Below are 16,284 nucleotides of genomic sequence, written 5' to 3'. Positions count from 1 at the left end.
GCAAGAACGGACTGACCGCTACAAGTCGGAACTGACCGACTCAGGCTCTAGTTACACGCTTGGCAACAAGACATTAACAGAGTGCGAATTAGTCCTTGAGTATGTTTGAATACATTTTAAGGAACAGCAAACAGAAACCAGTGTGGATATTTATATTCAAGATACGGGTTTGGGCATGACTGCACAACAACTCGAAACGCTGTTCGAGCCTAAACTTACTATTAGTTTTAAAGGCACTGCAGGTGAAAAGGGTATTGGTTTAGGTTTGGTGTTGTGTAAGCGTTTTGTCGATTTGAACCACGGGCAAATTGTGGTGGAATCGAAAGAAGGTGTGGGAACGACTTTTAAAGTCAGTTTGCCAATTGCGACCAGTAGCCATCAAGTATTAAGTAAAGAAGCGTTATTATCTGAGAAAACTTAATTTCAAAGTTTATATACAAAGCAAGCAAAAGCCTGTGGATGTTTAAAATCATCCACAGGCTTTTTTTATCGTGATCAATTTAGATCAACTCTTGCATTATTGAATGTTTTGAATCGGACTACCACCCAACGCTTGCAATAAAGTCACATAGGCGTTGTATTGGTTTTGCTTGGTCTGCAATAAACTTAAACGTGCATTGCGGGTGGTTTCTTGTGCATCTAGCAGGTTTTTTAAGGCAATCGCACCATGCCGATAACGCACCTCAGTTAAGCGTTCAGTTTTCTCTGCCAGTGCTAAATTGCGGCTTTGCAGCGCGACTTGTTGATTCAGCGCGGTTCGTGCTGACAGTGCATTTTCGACATCGGCAAAGGCTTTATATAAAGTTTGTCGATATTGCACAATGGCTTTTTCATATTCCAAAGCATTCACTTTTAGATCGCGCTGCATATCATTCCATTGCAAAAATGGCAGGGTTAAACCTGCACCTAAAGTGGCAATTGGGTTTTTTAGGGCATCGCTTAAAGAGGTATGCGCGCCTGTACCGACACCTGTACTGAGTGTGCCTGTAAGACTGATGGATGGGTAATAACTGGCTCGATTGGCATCTTTATTGGCCAAGGCTTTACGTAAACGTAATTCGGCTGCACGTAAGTCGGGACGACGTGACAGCAGTTCTGCAGGTAAGCCAGCAGTAATATTCGGTAAACGAACAGCGGCTAAACTCTGTGGTTCATTGATATTCAACATTTGCACAGGTTGATGCAGTAAAACTGCCAAGGCGGTGCGTGTTTCAACTTTTTGCTGTGCAATTTGGCTCAAGGTTGATTTTTGACTTTGCAGGGCTTGTTCGGCTTGGTTTAAATCCAATCCTGAAACTGCACCCGCGCGATATTGCGCACTGACCAATTGATACGTTTTTTGCGTACTGGCAAGGTTTTGTTGTGCGACAACATAGCGTTCATTTAAATAACCCAATTGCCAATATAAATTGGCAGTGGTTGCAATCAGGCTTTGTGCGGTGGCTTGTAAGTCTTGTTCGGTGGCTAAGGCTTCCCAACGTGCAGCTTCAGTCTGATTGGCAAGTTTACCGAATAAGTCCAATTCATAGCTCAGTCCGGGATAATTCAGCGAAATCCCACGCGCTGTATCACCATTGCCCTCTAAACTAAATTGATGCCCTGTAGAAATACCTGCATTGCCAATCCGGACACCTTGCTGACTTTGGCTTTGTTTGGCTTGTAATCTGGCTTGTTGTAAATTCAGTCCTGCAACCGCGAGGTCACTGTTACGCGCCAAGACTTGTTCAACCAATTGATTTAAAGCAGCATCGTGAAAGAGTGTCCACCAACGGTCTGTATTTAGTTGTGCAAGGACTTGCTGGCTTTTTTGCTGCTGCTCAAACTGTTGAGGAATATTTACAGCAGGTGCCTGATAAGGTGTTTTGACTACGGCTGCACAACCCACTAAGCTGCTGCCAAGAAAAAGCGCAGTGACGAGTTGGCTGAATTGTCGTGACTTCTGGTTAAATCGCATCATCATTCCTTACTCTAATTCCTTATTCTCTAGATAGCGCATCGACAGGGTTCAGTTGGGCAGCATTACGTGCAGGAATAAAACCGAACACAATTCCAATCAGGCTTGAACAGACAAAAGCGGCTACAATCGAGGTGGTGGAGTACGCCATTTGAAAGGTTCCACCTGCCACATGATTAATCAATTGCCCAATTCCGAGTGCGAGCAAGACGCCAAGTACACCGCCTAAAATACACACTAAAATGGCTTCAATTAAAAATTGCTGCAAAATATCGCTTTGTCGTGCGCCGACTGCCATGCGTACCCCAATTTCTTGGGTGCGTTCTGTGACAGAGACCAACATGATGTTCATTACGCCAATTCCACCGACCACCAGTGAAATCACTGCAATAGCAGAAACCAGTAAGGTCATGGTGGCGGTAGTTTGTTGGATGGTTTCACGGATACTGTCGGCATTTTGAGTAAATACATCCTGCGCACCATGACGCTGTACCAACAGACTTAGGATGGCATTTTCTGCTGCAGCACTTGGATATTCATCTTTGACTCGTACAATAATGCTGCGCACATGGCTTTGGCCAAGCATGCGGCTCATTACCGTAGAGTAGGGCAAATACACATTTAAGCTGTCGGCATTGCCCATCATGCTTTTTTGTTCTTCGACCACGCCAATAATACGGCTGGGTACGCTGCCCAATAAAATTACTTGCCCGACAGGGTTGCTGCCATCACTAAAAAATGTATTTTTGGTGTTGTGATCAATCACCACATCTTGCGCTTGTTCCAGCACGCTGTGTTTGTCAAAAGGCTGACCCGACTGGAAGTTCATGCCGCGCACATAGAAAAAGTCTTCGCTCACACCATTGACTGTGGCAGAAGCCTCGGTGTCTTTAAAACGTACTGTGACGTTGCTATTGACCGATGGGCTGACCCCATCCACATAAGGTTGTTCTGCCAAAGCATCGGCATCGGCAGGAATTAGGGTTTTAAGCTGAGATGAGCGCGAGGTATCACCAAAACCACGCCCTTGAAACACGGTGATGGTATTGGTGCCTAAACTGCTGATGTTTTCTAAAATTTGTTTCTGTGAACCATTGCCCAGTGCCACAACAGATACAACCGAAGCGATCCCGATAATAATCCCGAGCATGGTTAAAAAGGTGCGCATGCGATGTGCATTCATCGCCAGTAGCGCCATGCGGAAGGCTTCACCTAAACGATCAAATACAGAGCGCCAAGCTGAAGTTCTTTTTTGTGGCGGATGTTGCAAGGTTTGTTGAGTAATATCATCCTGATCGGCAGGTGTGTTGGGCTGATCAGAAATAATAAGCCCATCACTGATTTCAATAATCCGTGTGGCATTTTTAGCGACATTATGGTCATGTGTGACCAAGATGATGGTGTGACCTTTGGCATTCAGCTCACGCAAAATCCGCATCACTTCAATACCGCTATTCTTGTCGAGTGCACCTGTGGGTTCATCGGCAAGAATCACATCGCCACCATTCATCAAGGCACGTGCAATGGATACACGTTGTTGTTGCCCACCTGAAAGCTGACTTGGGCGGTTTTGGGTTTTATCGGCTAGACCTAAATCACTGAGCAGCGCAGTTGCGCGAGTTTGTCGTTCTTCAACATCGGCACCTGCATAAATTGCAGGCACTTCGACGTTGCCCGCAGCGCTTAAATCACCCAATAAGTGATAGCGCTGGAAAATAAAACCAAAATATTCACGACGTAGCTGTGCCAGTTCATCGGCTTCAAGTTGTCGGGTTTCACGTCCTTTGACTTTATAGCTGCCAGTGGTGGGTTGATCCAGACAGCCCAAAATATTCATGAGAGTGGATTTCCCTGAACCCGACTGACCTACAATGGCAACCAATTCACCTGGGTAGATCTTCAGGTCAATGCCTTTGAGAATCTGCACTGTAGATTCACCCGCAGGGAATTCACGGGTCAGATTGGTGACCTCTAACAGAGGTTGTGACTGACTCATCTTACATTCTCACTGATGGGCCAACACGACCACCACGCTTCGCCGCATCGTTTGAGGTATCGGAGCCATCGGCAATAATGACTTGATCGCCCAGTTTTAAGCCACGAATGACTTGTACTGTTGCACGGTTATTTAAGCCAAGCAATACCGATTGAGGTCGAGCTGAGCCATCGGCTTGCAGTACACGTACCATGCCTAAAGAGGCTTTACCTTGATCAATCAAGGCTTTTTCATTGGCAGTCAATTCCAAACGGGCAGGGCGTTTGGCAGAACTGGCATCGGTATTGTCGCGCTCAGCACGTGCGTTGCTGTCAGAATTATTGCTGTTGCCACGACTGCGTGAACGGTTTGCACCTTGTACCGCAGCAGCAGGAATGGTCAGCACATTGCGTGCCTCTGCCAAAACAATGGACACTTGTGCGGTCATATTGATGCGTAGCTTGCCGTCTTCATTTGGTACGTCAAATAAAGCGTTGTAGTACACGGCAGAACTTGAAGATGATGACGTATTGTTATTGCTTTCGGTATTGATGGATTTGGGTGCAGGTTCTACCTGACGTAAAGTAGCGTAATGTTTTTTCTCACTGTTGCCCAAGGTGGTGAAATAGACCGTTTGTCCCTCTTCGACCTTCATTACATCCGCTTCAGAAATTTCTGCTTTTACAGTCATGGTGTCAAGTTTGGCTAATTTAACAATCGTGGGCGCACTTTGATTGGCGTTCACGGTTTGACCTTCTTCGGTCACAATTGCGACGACAGTGCCATCCATTGGGGCAAGAATACGGGTATAACCTAAATTTTCTTTAGACGTGTCTAAAGTTAGGCGTGACTGTTCAATTTGAGCGTTAATGGCAGCAATTTCTGCTTGCGAAGTTTTATAGTTGGCTAAGGCAGTTTCAAGTTCGGCACGTGAGGTCGCATCTTGCGCATACATGGCTTGTTGACGCTGATATTCTGCTGCGACTTTAGCAAGATTAGCTTGTCGAACCGCCAATTGTGCCTGTTGGTTTTTAATGCTGGCTTGTGCTGTTTTAAACTCGTTTTCCTGTCGTACAGAGTCAATTTGGGCAATCAACTGTCCCTGTTTGACCTGATCGCCTAACTGAACATACATTTTTTTGACTTGACCCGAAACTTGCGCACCAACGCTGACCATTTTGGTGGCTTCAAGTACGCCTGTTGCCAACACCGCACTTTCAATATCTCCACGACTTACTTCGGCAGTAATGTATTGCGGTTGTTGTTCTTTCGGTTTTAAAAAATACCAAGCGGCAAGTGCCAGCATTAGCGCAATGATAATTCCCGCAATAAGTTTGGTCGATTTTATTTTTGGCATGAGTCAAAAAACAGAAAAAAAGAAATTAAAAGGATTATAGAAGTGAAATAAGGATAAATCGTGAATTTTTTAAAGAAATTGCAAATGAGAATTATTTATTAGTGGTTTGAGCTAGATTTAATACAGTCTGAGTACGGTATTACATCCATAAAAAAGTGAAAATAGCATCTGTTAACGAGGTGGGATAGTTGGTTTCATCTCTATGATAATTTTATGAATTTTTATGATAAATGCTGAAAAATACAACTATGGTCTAAGTTGCTTAAAAAACCTTATTTTCTATATGGATTTAAAAATTAAAAGCGGCTAGTATCAAATTCCATAAAATAATTATGGATTTAATCATTAGGATAATACGGCATCGGGACGATGCAATAAAACACGACTTTAAGCAAAAAATCTGAGGGGTAAATCATGGAATGGAGTGAGAAATTTAATATTGGAATTGATGTGATTGACAATCAACATCGACAAATTCTGGACTATATTAATGCGCTGGAAAAAATACGAGCGACAGGTGCGCGGGAGAAAATCAAAGAAGTCTTGGATGACTTGATTGACTATACGCAATCGCATTTTAGCTTTGAAGAAAACTTGTTGTCACAGGTCAATTATCAATACTTACCATCGCATCGCGGTATTCACGAACTCTTTGTGAAGCGTTTGAATGATTGCCGTCAACGTTTTGCCAATGGCGAATCGGTAGAACATGACTTGTATCGTTTATTGTCTAAATGGTTGATTAACCATATTCAGCATGATGATCAGGATTATGTCGATGCAGTACGTGACAATATGCTGCATTATTTGCGTTCGCAGGAGCAGAAAAAAGGTAAAAGTTGGTTTGCACGTTTCTTTAGCTAATCTTGCGATAAGTGGCTGACTTTAAAATTTATTTAATGAAGTCTGCTAAATTAAGCCGAGTGAGAAGCGAACAGTGTTTTACCACATAGTTCTGTAATGGCTTGTAGCACCAGATGTTCAGGGTTTTCCTTGGACATCCCTTTTATAGCGGCATCAATACGCAATAACAGGGCGGGCCATTGCAAGAAACTATTTGGATTTAAACGTCGCAAAGCTTGCTGATAAACACTGACTTTGTTTTTCCAGATACCCAGTTGCAAAGCATTTTGTGGTTGTTCAAATAATTGCATCAGCAGGCGCATTTCTTTGCTGATGCTCCACAAAATTAAACTCATGGCTTCACCCGAAGCCATGAGGTATTGAAAAATTTTCATAGCTTGCGCTAGATTTCCCGTCAGTAAAGCATCATTTAAATCATAAGTGCTATAACGAGATTGATCTTGTAAACAGGCATGTAAATGTTCAATCTGAATCTGCTGAATTTCAGGAAAGGTGTCACTGACCCGCATCAAGCTGTTTTTGGCAGCCAAAAGGTTGTGTTCATGGTGTTGTTCCAACCATTGCCACGCATCATGTCCTAATTGAATGCCAAGCTTTTCTGCTTCCAAACCTAAAATCTGCTGCCGATCTTTAGGATAATTCGCCGTGAGTGCAACATTGACCCCATTGGCATCAATCAACTGAAAAAAACTGGATTTCAGGCTATTGCTGTCCTGTTTTGGCATCACTACCAACAGCAAGTTTTGTTCATTGTGCTGAATATAACTTTTCAGTTGTTTTAGTGTGCTGGCATCGGGCTTGATATTGCCGTGTACTTCAACCGCCAATTGACTCGAAAACAGTGACAGACTGTTTAAGGCATTGAATACATTTTTCCAATCGCTAACGCTATTTAAATCATAACGCTGACGTTCAATATCCTGTTTTTGCCAACTGGCACGAAAAGCATCCAACAAGTTTTGTTCGAGTAAGGGTTCTTGACCATGCAAAATCCATGCGCCGCGTGCTTCATCGACACGTTTGAGGGCTTGTAGATAGTCAAGTTTCATAAAAAAATCGCACTCGAAAACTTATTTAGGGTTTGAATACACAGGTGGATTGACCAAAGGTAAACGATTAGATGAAATTTGACGCACAATTTGCTGTGCTACATCATCAATAATGACTTCTTTTAAGAATTTTTGTTCCTGATCATCGGTATTCACAGTTGCGACATCGTATTGATAACTGCGCGTTGCCATGACGGTACGAGGTTCGGTGATCGGGTTGCCTTGCGCATCTTCAATACGGAAAGTCACACTCAAACGTAATAAGGTTTCTACCAGTTTGCCATTCAATTCCAAGCGACGTGGCGTATAGTCAAGTACACGCAGTACATAGGCATTAGGGTCATTGCTGAGTTGTACGCCCGCTGTACCCATGTGAATGGAAAGTTTTTCTTCTAATTCTTCAGTATTGCTCGGTAAAGCCAGACTCATTTTTGAATAAGCCACAGGTGCAATGCTTGGATTGGTGCCTTTAAGATGAAAACCACAGCCGACTAAGCCAGTACTGAGTCCACAAGTTAAAACAATGACTGCTAGACGTTGGCTAAAGTGCATGTGCTGTCCTCTGTAATATTCTTGAAAGTTTAAAAGCGGAAGTTGAGAATATCTTGATTGTAGGTGCAAAGCCCGTTGACTGACAACGGGCTTTGTTTGGAAATTGTGAAATCCTTCAGAAAGTTCCTTCTCCCTCTGGGATGAGGAATATATTCCGCAAGAGGATGAGGGGTTATATATTTACCTCTCTCTAGCCCTCTCCTAAAAGGAGATGGAACTTAAGGATTTAAACCACCAAATTCACTAACTTATTTGGTACTACAATTTCTTTCTTGGTTGGGCCAGTCAAGAAAGGTTGTACTTCTGGTAAAGCTTTGGCCAGTGCAAGGATGTCCTCTTTAGAAGCGTCCACAGCCACATCTAGCTTGCCACGTAATTTACCATTGACTTGCACCACAATCGTTTGTGTGTTGCGGGTTAAGGCAGACTCATCTACGGTTGGGAAGAGGGTTGAAGTTAACTCAATTCCGAACTGTGCCAATAAAGTCTGGCTTAAGTGTGGTGCAAAAGGTGCAAGCAAGGTTAATAAGGTCACAATCGCTTCACGCTCAACGGCGAGGTCTTGCTCATCTTGTGCTTCAAACTTGTTGCACGCATTCAAGAGTTCCATCAAGGCTGCAATTGCAGTGTTGAATGCATGACGACGCTCAATATCATCGCCCACTTTTTGAATGGTTTCATGGGTTTTGCGACGTAAGTCCTGCGCTGCTGTGGCAAGTTTGCTGCTTTCAATAGTCGTTGCATTGCTGCCTTTTTCAAGGAAGCCTGCCGCCAAACGCCATACACGTTTTAAGAAGCGGTTAGCACCTTCTACACCTGCATCTGACCATTCTAAAGACTGATCAGGTGGTGCTGCGAACATCATAAATACACGTGCAGTATCTGCGCCGTATTGGTCAATAATGGCTTGCGGGTCGATGCCGTTATTTTTCGATTTCGACATTTTTTCCTGACCGCCAACAATCACAGCTTGACCATCGCCCATGTATTTTGCAGAAAGAACACGACCTTTTTCGTCTTTTTCAAGCTCAATATCGGCAGGGTTGAACCAAGTTTTCTTGCCGCTTTCTGCTTCGCGATAGAAGGTGTCAGCCAAGACCATACCTTGGGTCAGTAAGTTGGTAAATGGTTCATTGCCTTGTACCACGCCTTCATCACGCATAAGTTTGTGGAAGAAACGCGCGTACAATAAGTGCAAGATGGCGTGTTCTACACCACCAATATATTGATTGACTGGCAACCAAGTTTGTGCAGCTTCAGGCTTGACCATGCCACCTGTAAAGTCTGGAGATGCGTAACGTGCGTAATACCAAGATGACTCTACAAAAGTATCTAAGGTATCGGTTTCACGACGTGCTTCGCCACCACAGCATGGGCAAGTGGTTTGATAGAATTCAGGCATTTTATTTAACGGATTGCCTGAGCCATCTGGCACAACATCGGTAGGTAAAATGACAGGAAGTTGATCTTCTGGAACTGGAACTTGTCCACATTTTTCACAGTTGATCATTGGAATTGGGCAACCCCAGTAACGTTGGCGTGAAACACCCCAGTCACGTAAACGGAATTGTACTTTTACGTTGGCTAAACCTTGTGGCTCTAATTTCGCTAAAAGTGCATCAAAAGCCGCTTGGAAATCTAAACCATCAAATTCGCCTGAATTGACCAGTTTACCTTCTTTAGAACCGTACCATTCTTGCCATTGGGTTGTGTCAAAGTCCGCATCGTCTGCACCTTTGGCATCAATCACCTGAATAATTGGCAATTGGAATTTATTGGCAAACTCAAAATCACGCTCATCGTGCGAAGGTACAGCCATCACCGCACCAGAACCGTAAGACATCAACACATAGTTGGCAATCCACACTGGCAATTCTTTACCCGTTACTGGATGCTTCACAAACAAGCCAGTCGCCATACCTTTTTTTTCGGCAGTGGCAAGGTCAGCTTCTGCCACAGAACCCATGCGGCATTCTTCAATAAAGGCTTTTAATTGTGAATTATTTTCTGCTGCTTTTAACGCCATTGGATGTTCTGCAGCAACAGCCACATAAGTTGCACCCATTAACGTGTCAGCACGCGTTGTAAATACAGTCAGACCATCTGCATAAATTTCAGGATTTGCCGATGGGAATGTGATTTCCATCCCTTGCGAACGCCCAATCCAGTTGCGCTGCATGGTCAAGACTTGCTGTGGCCAACCATCTTTTAAAGTTTCTAAATCGTCTAATAATTCTTGGGCATAATCGGTAATGCGGAAGTAGTACATTGGAATATCGCGTTTTTCTACCAATGCACCTGAACGCCAACCACGACCATTTTCGACCTGTTCATTGGCCAAAACTGTTTGATCGACAGGATCCCAGTTGACTGTCGAGAGTTTGCGATAAATTAACCCTTTTTTATACAGTTGCACGAATAACCATTGTTCCCAGTGGTAATACTCTGGGGTGCAAGTGGCAAATTCACGATCCCAATCTACTGCCAAACCTAGTTTTTTCAATTGGTCGCGCATGTAGGCGATATTTTCAAAAGTCCATTTAGCTGGGGCAACCTGATGCGCAATCGCTGCGTTTTCAGCAGGTAAACCAAAAGCATCCCAACCCATAGGTTGTAAGACTGTTTCACCTTTTAAACGGTGAAAACGGCTAATTACATCACCAATGGTGTAGTTACGCACGTGACCCATGTGCAGTTTGCCGCTTGGGTAAGGGAACATCGAGAGGATATAACGATGTGGACCTTCGACTGTGTCGGCAACTTTAAAGGCTTTACGAGATTCCCAGTCGCTTTGGACTTGGGGTTCAATCGCACTGGCTTGATATTCAGGGTCAATGTGAGTAGTCATAAGGTTAAATCAGGAATAAACGGTTAAAAAAAGTGTGTCACACAGCATAGCGCAAAATGCAGCTAAATTGAATTTTGCGCGCTGGATTGTGCAGGAAAATTTAAGCGAGTCGCACTTTGTGGCTTAAAACTTAAAAAACTTGTGGGTTGGCACGTTCTTGTTGTGCCTGATTTAAAGCTGCATTGGCTTCACGTTGTTGCTGATCCATAGCTGGATTTCCTGCAGGATGATTTGCGGTTGGTGTCGCTTGTTGGTTTGTTGCATTTGCAGCAGTAGGTGCAGGGTTGTCAGCAGGATTTGCAGGAGTGGCAACAGTCGGTGCTGAGTTTCTCCAGCCATAGGTATCGACTTTACCTTTTTTCTTGGCAGTTTTTGGTGGCGGTGTTGTGGTGTAATGGGTTGAACCATTTGCATCGACCCACTTGTAATATTGTTTTGCAGAAACGGCACTGGTGGCAAAAATTAAAATCAAGCTAGCAGAAAGACAACTCAAGCGGATCATTGGTGTTTTCATGTTTGGAAGTCCTGAGCAAAAAGGTAAATGGCAGAAAACCAATTACAAAAATCATGTTGGCTAAATTTTAGCAATAATTACCCATTAAGCTAGGATTTATTGACAATTTTTGATGATTTTTATCTGCAATATCGCCTATTTAAAATTGGAGCATTGGCTTGCCAATTTGCGAGTTAAAATAAGCTGAAATGCGTTGCTGAATCATAACCAAGCGATTTATATATTTTTTAATTCATTCTTTATTTTTATGTATCTGATATGAAAAAATTATAAAAAATTCAGCAAATATCTGAAGTTATTTGTTTTATATGGAAATATTGGGCTTGGGATTAAATTGTGATGGATGACACAAAGCGTAAAAAATGCCCAGTTTATAAATAAAGCAGAAAAAGCCGATTTTTAAACTTGACTTTAGTCGGGTAAACTACAAAAATGCACACTTTAGTTTTATGTGCCTTAGATCGATCACCCTTCGAATAAGTGTCATGTCATGCAATGGGCAACTTCTCTAGCCGAGAAGCTGAACAAAGCTTATAAAATGTGTTTACCCCAACACATTTTAGATCTCATATTGCTTATACGGTAATCAGATCAGAAATTTTTCCTATTGCCATGAAAACTATGAAATATGTGTGCTATAACAGTGCAGGAATTAATGAACAAAACACTGCAGGTGTCTCCCATTTTGCAGTGACAAGACTAGGGTGAATCACGTTGGAACTTTTATCTGGTGGTGAAATGCTCGTTCGCGCATTGGCGGACGAAGGCGTTGAGCATGTTTTTGGATACCCAGGCGGCGCAGTACTTCATATTTACGATGCGTTCTTTCAACAAGACAAAATTAATCATTACCTCGTGCGCCATGAGCAAGCTGCTGGTCATATGGCAGATGCCTACTCGCGCGTAACAGGTAAAACTGGTGTAGTGCTAGTGACTTCAGGTCCTGGTGCAACCAACACAGTAACTCCAATTGCAACTGCGTATATGGACTCAATCCCAATGGTGATTTTGTCTGGTCAGGTTGCAACACACTTAATTGGTGAAGATGCCTTCCAAGAAACCGATATGGTGGGTATTTCACGTCCGATTGTAAAACACAGTTTCCAAGTGCGCCATGCAAGTGAAATTCCTTCAGTGATTAAGAAGGCTTTCTATATTGCATCTTCAGGCCGTCCGGGTCCTGTTGTGGTTGATATTCCAAAGGATGCAACCAACCCAGCGGAAAAATTTGCTTACGAATATCCAGAAAAAGTGAAGATGCGTTCGTATCAGCCACCGCATCGTGGTCACTCAGGTCAAATTCGTAAAGCAATTGATGAATTGTTGAATGCAAAACGCCCTGTTATTTATTCAGGCGGTGGCGTGGTTCAAGGCAATGCATCTGAGCAATTGACTGAACTTGCACACATTTTAGGTTTCCCTGTAACCAACACATTGATGGGCTTGGGCGCGTTCCCAGGTAATGATCCACAATTTATTGGTATGTTGGGTATGCATGGTACGTATGAAGCCAATATGACCATGCACAATGCCGATGTGATTTTATGTATTGGTGCGCGTTTTGATGACCGTGTAACCAATAACCCTGCAAAATTCTGTCCAAATGCCAAAGTCATTCATATTGACATTGACCCTGCGACCATTTCAAAAACTATCATGGCGCACATTCCAATTGTAGGTGCGGTTGAACCTGTACTTCAGGAAATGTTGGTTCAATTGAAGCAATTAAATGTGTCTAAGCCAAACCCAGAAGCAATTGCTGCGTGGTGGAATCAGATCAATGAATGGCGCAAAGTCCATGGTCTGAAATATGATAAGCCAACTGATGGCAGCATGAAGCCACAACAAGTAGTTGAAGCATTAGACAAAGTGACCAATGGTGATGCGATCATTACTTCTGACGTAGGTCAGCACCAAATGTTTGGCGCGAACTACTATAAGTACAAGCGTCCACGTCAATGGTTGAACTCTGGTGGTTTGGGTACAATGGGCGTAGGTTTACCGTATGCTATGGCGGCTAAACTGGCGTATCCAGATCAACAGGTTGTATGTATCACGGGTGAAGCATCGATTCAGATGTGTATCCAAGAGCTTTCTACCTGTAAGCAATATGGTTTAAACGTTAAGATCTTATGCTTGAATAACCAAGCTTTAGGTATGGTTAAACAATGGCAAGACATGAACTATGAAGGTCGTCACTCAAGTTCTTATGTTGACTCATTGCCTGACTTCCCTAAATTGATGGAAGCTTATGGTCACGTTGGTATTCAAATTAACCATGCCGATGAGCTTGAGTCTAAGCTTGCAGAAGCGATGGCGATTAATGACAAATGCGTATTCATTAACGTAATGGTTGACCGTACAGAGCACGTTTATCCGATGCAAATTGCGGGTCAATCCATGAAAGATATGTGGTTAGGTAAAGGGGAGCGCACAGAATGAGACACATTATTTCCGTTCTCGTTGAAAACGAATCAGGTGCGCTTTCTCGTTTAGTGGGTTTATTTTCTCAGCGTGGTTATAACATTGAGACTTTAAACGTTGCACCAACCGAAGACCCAACGCTTTCACGTTTAACACTGACCACGTATGGTGATGATCATAAAATTGAGCAAATCACCAAACAACTGAATAAATTGGTTGAAGTGGTTAAAGTGGTCGACCTGTCAGAAGGCCCGCATATTGAACGCGAATTGATGCTGATTAAAGTCAAAGCATCGGGTGCTGCACGTGCTGAAATTAAACGTACTGCAGACATCTTCCGTGGTCAAATTGTGGATGTCACACCAACAACTTATACGGTGCAGCTTGCGGGTACAACTGAAAAATTAGATGGTTTTATTGACGCGATTGCTGAAAACACCATTTTAGAAGTTGTGCGTTCAGGTGTGTCAGGTATCGCACGCGGCGAAAAAGTTTTAACCATTTAACTGAATTTAGTTAATTTTATTCATCGAATTCATTCCATCTCAAAGGATGGAGAGCTTACTGAAGTACTGAATAGACAAGTACTTGAGTAAGATAGGAATCCTAAGCATTTTAGCGGAGACAGCAATGCAAATTTTTTACGATAAAGACTGCGACTTATCTATCATTCAATCTAAGAAAGTAGCGATCATTGGTTACGGTTCACAAGGTCACGCGCACGCGCTTAACCTTAAAGATTCTGGCGTAGACGTAACTGTAGGTTTACGTGCTGGTTCTGCTTCTTGGAAAAAAGCTGAAAATTCGGGTCTTAAAGTTTCTGAAGTTCCTGCTGCTGTTGCTCAAGCTGACTTAGTTATGATTTTGACTCCAGATGAGTTCCAATCACAACTTTATCGTGACGTGATTGAGCCAAACATCAAGCAAGGCGCAACTTTAGCATTTGCTCACGGCTTCTCTGTACTTTATAACCAAGTTGTTCCACGTGCAGACTTAGATGTAATCATGGTTGCACCTAAAGCACCTGGTCACACTGTACGTTCTGAATTCCAACGTGGTTCAGGTGTTCCTGATCTTATCGCGATTCATCAAGATGCTTCTGGTAATGCACGTAACGTTGCACTTTCTTACGCTTCAGGTGTAGGTGGTGGTCGTACAGGTATCATCGAAACTTCTTTCCGTGAAGAAACTGAAACTGACTTATTTGGTGAGCAAGCAGTTCTTTGTGGTGGTGCTGTTGAATTGGTTAAAATGGGCTTCGAAACTCTTGTTGAAGCTGGTTATGCACCAGAAATGGCTTACTTCGAATGCTTACACGAGCTTAAATTGATCGTTGACTTGATGTTCGAAGGCGGTATCGCTGACATGAACTATTCAGTATCTAACAACGCTGAATATGGCGAGTATGTAACGGGTACTGAAGTGATTAACGAACAATCACGTGAAGCAATGCGCAATGCACTTAAACGTATTCAATCTGGTGAATATGCGAAAATGTTCATCCAAGAAGGTGCGTTGAACTACCCATCAATGACTGCTCGTCGTCGTCAAAACGCGGCTCACGGTATTGAAGTAACGGGTAACAAGTTACGTGCGATGATGCCTTGGATCCAAGCAAACAAAATCGTAGACAAAGAAAAGAACTAAGTTACGCGCCTTAAGAAAAGTAAAGCAGTGCTTTACTTTTCTTTCGTACCTTGGATCCAAGCAAACAAAATCGTAGACAAAGAGAAAAACTAAGTTTTAGTTTAATCTTTAAAAAACCCTTATTGTATATAAGGGTTTTTTATGAGTGAAGTAAAGGATGTTACGTGCCTTGCGCTTCGCTCAGAACTGTGTTTTCACTCCTTGCGCTGTAAGCGTCCGCTGAACCCCATGCCTATTTTTTAATTTGAGTTGGATTTCCAGCGATGTGGCGTAATTCTTCTATTTGGGTCGCTTTATGCGTCGGCAGCCTTTTCAGCACATCACTTAAATAGGCATACGGATCCAAGCCATTCAGCTTTGCTGACTGGATTAAAGTCATGATATTCGCCGCTCGCTGGCCGCTGCGCAGCGAGCCAGCAAACAGCCAGTTCTTGCGCCCTAAGGCCCAAGGTCGCATTTGATTCTCTACCCAATTATTGCAAATCGGTAGATTGCCATCATCCAAATAGCGGCTTAAAGCTGGCCAACGCTTCAGAGTGTAATTGATGGCCTTGGCGGTGGGAGAACTCGATGGCACCGTCAGATGATGTTGGTTGAGCCATTCATATAGTTGTTGCATCACTGGTTGACTATGCTGTTGTCGGTATTCGCGGCGGTCTTCCGCTGTACCATCGGTCTTTTTCCTGAGTTCTGCTTCTATCGCATACAGTTTCTGAATCAGCACTAATGCCTGTTCAGCGACCTGACTTTTCCCGGTCACATGTAGTTCATGGAATTTACTGTTAGCGGCAATGTAAAAATGACCCCCCAACAGCATTTGAAAATTGACCCCCTTGGTTAATATAGTGGTCTTTTTGGACTGCTCAACATGTTAACTTTGGAGCAAGCAGTGACAATCCAAATACTTCATCAACAAGGTCAATCTATCTCCAAGTGAAAGAGGACTCCACCCGTCAGTCAGGGTGGAGGTGAATTTCACAAATTTCAACCTTGTTGATTCTGAATATATTGTTTGATTATTTCCAAAGGCGCACCACCACAAGACCCTGCAAAATATGATCTTGACCATAAAACAGGTTTTGTATAATTCCCTCTCAAGT

At 43.1% G+C, this 16,284-nt stretch carries 12 protein-coding genes and 2 pseudogenes; 5 read left to right on the top strand and 9 right to left on the bottom strand.

Annotation, left to right across the window (positions count from 1 at the left end):
• Nucleotides 1-142: 142 nt before the first annotated feature.
• Nucleotides 143-421, top strand: a pseudogene (locus tag ACEO2X_RS11180) (sensor histidine kinase); the annotation flags it as partial.
• A 96-nt stretch (nucleotides 422-517) separates the two neighbouring features.
• Here the strand turns inward: ACEO2X_RS11180 and ACEO2X_RS11175 are convergent.
• From ACEO2X_RS11175 to ACEO2X_RS11165, 3 genes are read right to left on the bottom strand one after another with little or no spacing between them, the layout of a single operon-like run.
• A complete protein-coding gene (locus ACEO2X_RS11175) occupies nucleotides 518-1,954 on the bottom strand; it encodes an efflux transporter outer membrane subunit (RefSeq protein ID WP_004974963.1) in 1,437 nt (478 codons plus the stop codon).
• Between the two features lie 22 nt (nucleotides 1,955-1,976).
• Complete coding sequence (locus tag ACEO2X_RS11170; RefSeq protein WP_178867558.1) at nucleotides 1,977-3,950, bottom strand: MacB family efflux pump subunit; 1,974 nt, start codon at nucleotides 3,948-3,950, stop codon at nucleotides 1,977-1,979.
• Nucleotide 3,951: 1 nt separating this feature from the next.
• Entirely contained in the window at nucleotides 3,952-5,286 is a 1,335-nt protein-coding gene (locus tag ACEO2X_RS11165; RefSeq protein WP_167846284.1) for an efflux RND transporter periplasmic adaptor subunit, read from the bottom strand.
• 414 nt (nucleotides 5,287-5,700) lie between these two features.
• On the opposite strand from ACEO2X_RS11165, the gene ACEO2X_RS11160 reads away from it, so the two are divergent.
• Nucleotides 5,701-6,150 carry a bacteriohemerythrin gene (locus ACEO2X_RS11160; protein ID WP_371972041.1) on the top strand — a complete coding sequence of 150 codons (450 nt, stop codon included), beginning with the start codon at nucleotides 5,701-5,703 and terminating at the stop codon, nucleotides 6,148-6,150.
• 50 nt (nucleotides 6,151-6,200) lie between these two features.
• On the opposite strand, the gene holA is transcribed toward ACEO2X_RS11160, so the two are convergent.
• From holA to ACEO2X_RS11140, 4 genes are all read right to left on the bottom strand, one after another.
• Entirely contained in the window at nucleotides 6,201-7,199 is a 999-nt protein-coding gene (gene holA / locus ACEO2X_RS11155; RefSeq protein ID WP_371972040.1) for a DNA polymerase III subunit delta, read from the bottom strand.
• 21 nt (nucleotides 7,200-7,220) lie between these two features.
• A complete protein-coding gene (lptE, locus tag ACEO2X_RS11150; protein WP_180186958.1) occupies nucleotides 7,221-7,751 on the bottom strand; it encodes an LPS assembly lipoprotein LptE in 531 nt (176 codons plus the stop codon).
• Between the two features lie 226 nt (nucleotides 7,752-7,977).
• Nucleotides 7,978-10,599 carry a leucine--tRNA ligase gene (leuS, locus tag ACEO2X_RS11145; protein ID WP_371972039.1) on the bottom strand — a complete coding sequence of 874 codons (2,622 nt, stop codon included), beginning with the start codon at nucleotides 10,597-10,599 and terminating at the stop codon, nucleotides 7,978-7,980.
• Between the two features lie 130 nt (nucleotides 10,600-10,729).
• The gene (locus ACEO2X_RS11140) at nucleotides 10,730-11,101 is read right to left on the bottom strand and encodes a DUF4124 domain-containing protein (RefSeq protein WP_371972042.1); all 372 of its coding nucleotides are present in this window, start codon (nucleotides 11,099-11,101) and stop codon (nucleotides 10,730-10,732) included.
• A 726-nt stretch (nucleotides 11,102-11,827) separates the two neighbouring features.
• Between ACEO2X_RS11140 and ACEO2X_RS11135 the strand changes: the two genes are divergently transcribed.
• The 3 genes from ACEO2X_RS11135 to ilvC all read left to right on the top strand — a co-directional run bounded on the left by ACEO2X_RS11135 (nucleotide 11,828) and on the right by ilvC (nucleotide 15,184).
• Complete coding sequence (locus ACEO2X_RS11135) at nucleotides 11,828-13,555, top strand: acetolactate synthase 3 large subunit (protein WP_004974985.1); 1,728 nt, start codon at nucleotides 11,828-11,830, stop codon at nucleotides 13,553-13,555.
• Nucleotides 13,552-14,043 carry an acetolactate synthase small subunit gene (gene ilvN, locus ACEO2X_RS11130; RefSeq protein WP_004974986.1) on the top strand — a complete coding sequence of 164 codons (492 nt, stop codon included), beginning with the start codon at nucleotides 13,552-13,554 and terminating at the stop codon, nucleotides 14,041-14,043. Before ACEO2X_RS11135 ends, ilvN begins: the two co-directional genes overlap by 4 nt.
• A gap of 124 nt (nucleotides 14,044-14,167) precedes the next feature.
• Nucleotides 14,168-15,184 (top strand): ketol-acid reductoisomerase, encoded by a 1,017-nt coding sequence (gene ilvC / locus ACEO2X_RS11125; protein WP_004974988.1) that lies wholly within the window; start codon nucleotides 14,168-14,170, stop codon nucleotides 15,182-15,184.
• 239 nt (nucleotides 15,185-15,423) lie between these two features.
• On the opposite strand, the pseudogene ACEO2X_RS11120 reads toward ilvC, so the two are convergent.
• Both ACEO2X_RS11120 and ACEO2X_RS11115 read right to left on the bottom strand, forming a co-directional pair.
• Nucleotides 15,424-15,971: pseudogene (locus ACEO2X_RS11120) on the bottom strand (IS66 family transposase); the annotation flags it as partial.
• Between the two features lie 197 nt (nucleotides 15,972-16,168).
• Nucleotides 16,169-16,284, bottom strand: a 116-nt coding sequence (locus tag ACEO2X_RS11115; RefSeq protein WP_180006011.1) for a transposase, incomplete at its 5' end; no start/stop codon positions are given.

The organism is Acinetobacter sp. AL9, from assembly GCF_041464035.1.
Lineage (GTDB): Bacteria > Pseudomonadota > Gammaproteobacteria > Pseudomonadales > Moraxellaceae > Acinetobacter > Acinetobacter towneri.
Note: the sequence above shows the minus strand (reverse complement) of the source record. Positions and strands in the feature narration are given on the sequence as shown.

Excerpts from the sequence above, each read along its gene's own strand:
- ACEO2X_RS11175 (WP_004974963.1), bottom strand. The coding sequence starts at position 1,954 with ATGCGATTTAACCAGAAGTCACGACAATTCAGCCAACTCGTCACTGCG.
- ACEO2X_RS11170 (WP_178867558.1), bottom strand. The coding sequence starts at position 3,950 with ATGAGTCAGTCACAACCTCTGTTAGAGGTCACCAATCTGACCCGTGAA.
- ACEO2X_RS11165 (WP_167846284.1), bottom strand. The coding sequence starts at position 5,286 with ATGCCAAAAATAAAATCGACCAAACTTATTGCGGGAATTATCATTGCG.
- ACEO2X_RS11160 (WP_371972041.1), top strand. The coding sequence starts at position 5,701 with ATGGAATGGAGTGAGAAATTTAATATTGGAATTGATGTGATTGACAAT.
- holA (WP_371972040.1), bottom strand. The coding sequence starts at position 7,199 with ATGAAACTTGACTATCTACAAGCCCTCAAACGTGTCGATGAAGCACGC.
- lptE (WP_180186958.1), bottom strand. The coding sequence starts at position 7,751 with ATGCACTTTAGCCAACGTCTAGCAGTCATTGTTTTAACTTGTGGACTC.
- leuS (WP_371972039.1), bottom strand. The coding sequence starts at position 10,599 with ATGACTACTCACATTGACCCTGAATATCAAGCCAGTGCGATTGAACCC.
- ACEO2X_RS11140 (WP_371972042.1), bottom strand. The coding sequence starts at position 11,101 with ATGATCCGCTTGAGTTGTCTTTCTGCTAGCTTGATTTTAATTTTTGCC.
- ilvN (WP_004974986.1), top strand. The coding sequence starts at position 13,552 with ATGAGACACATTATTTCCGTTCTCGTTGAAAACGAATCAGGTGCGCTT.
- ilvC (WP_004974988.1), top strand. The coding sequence starts at position 14,168 with ATGCAAATTTTTTACGATAAAGACTGCGACTTATCTATCATTCAATCT.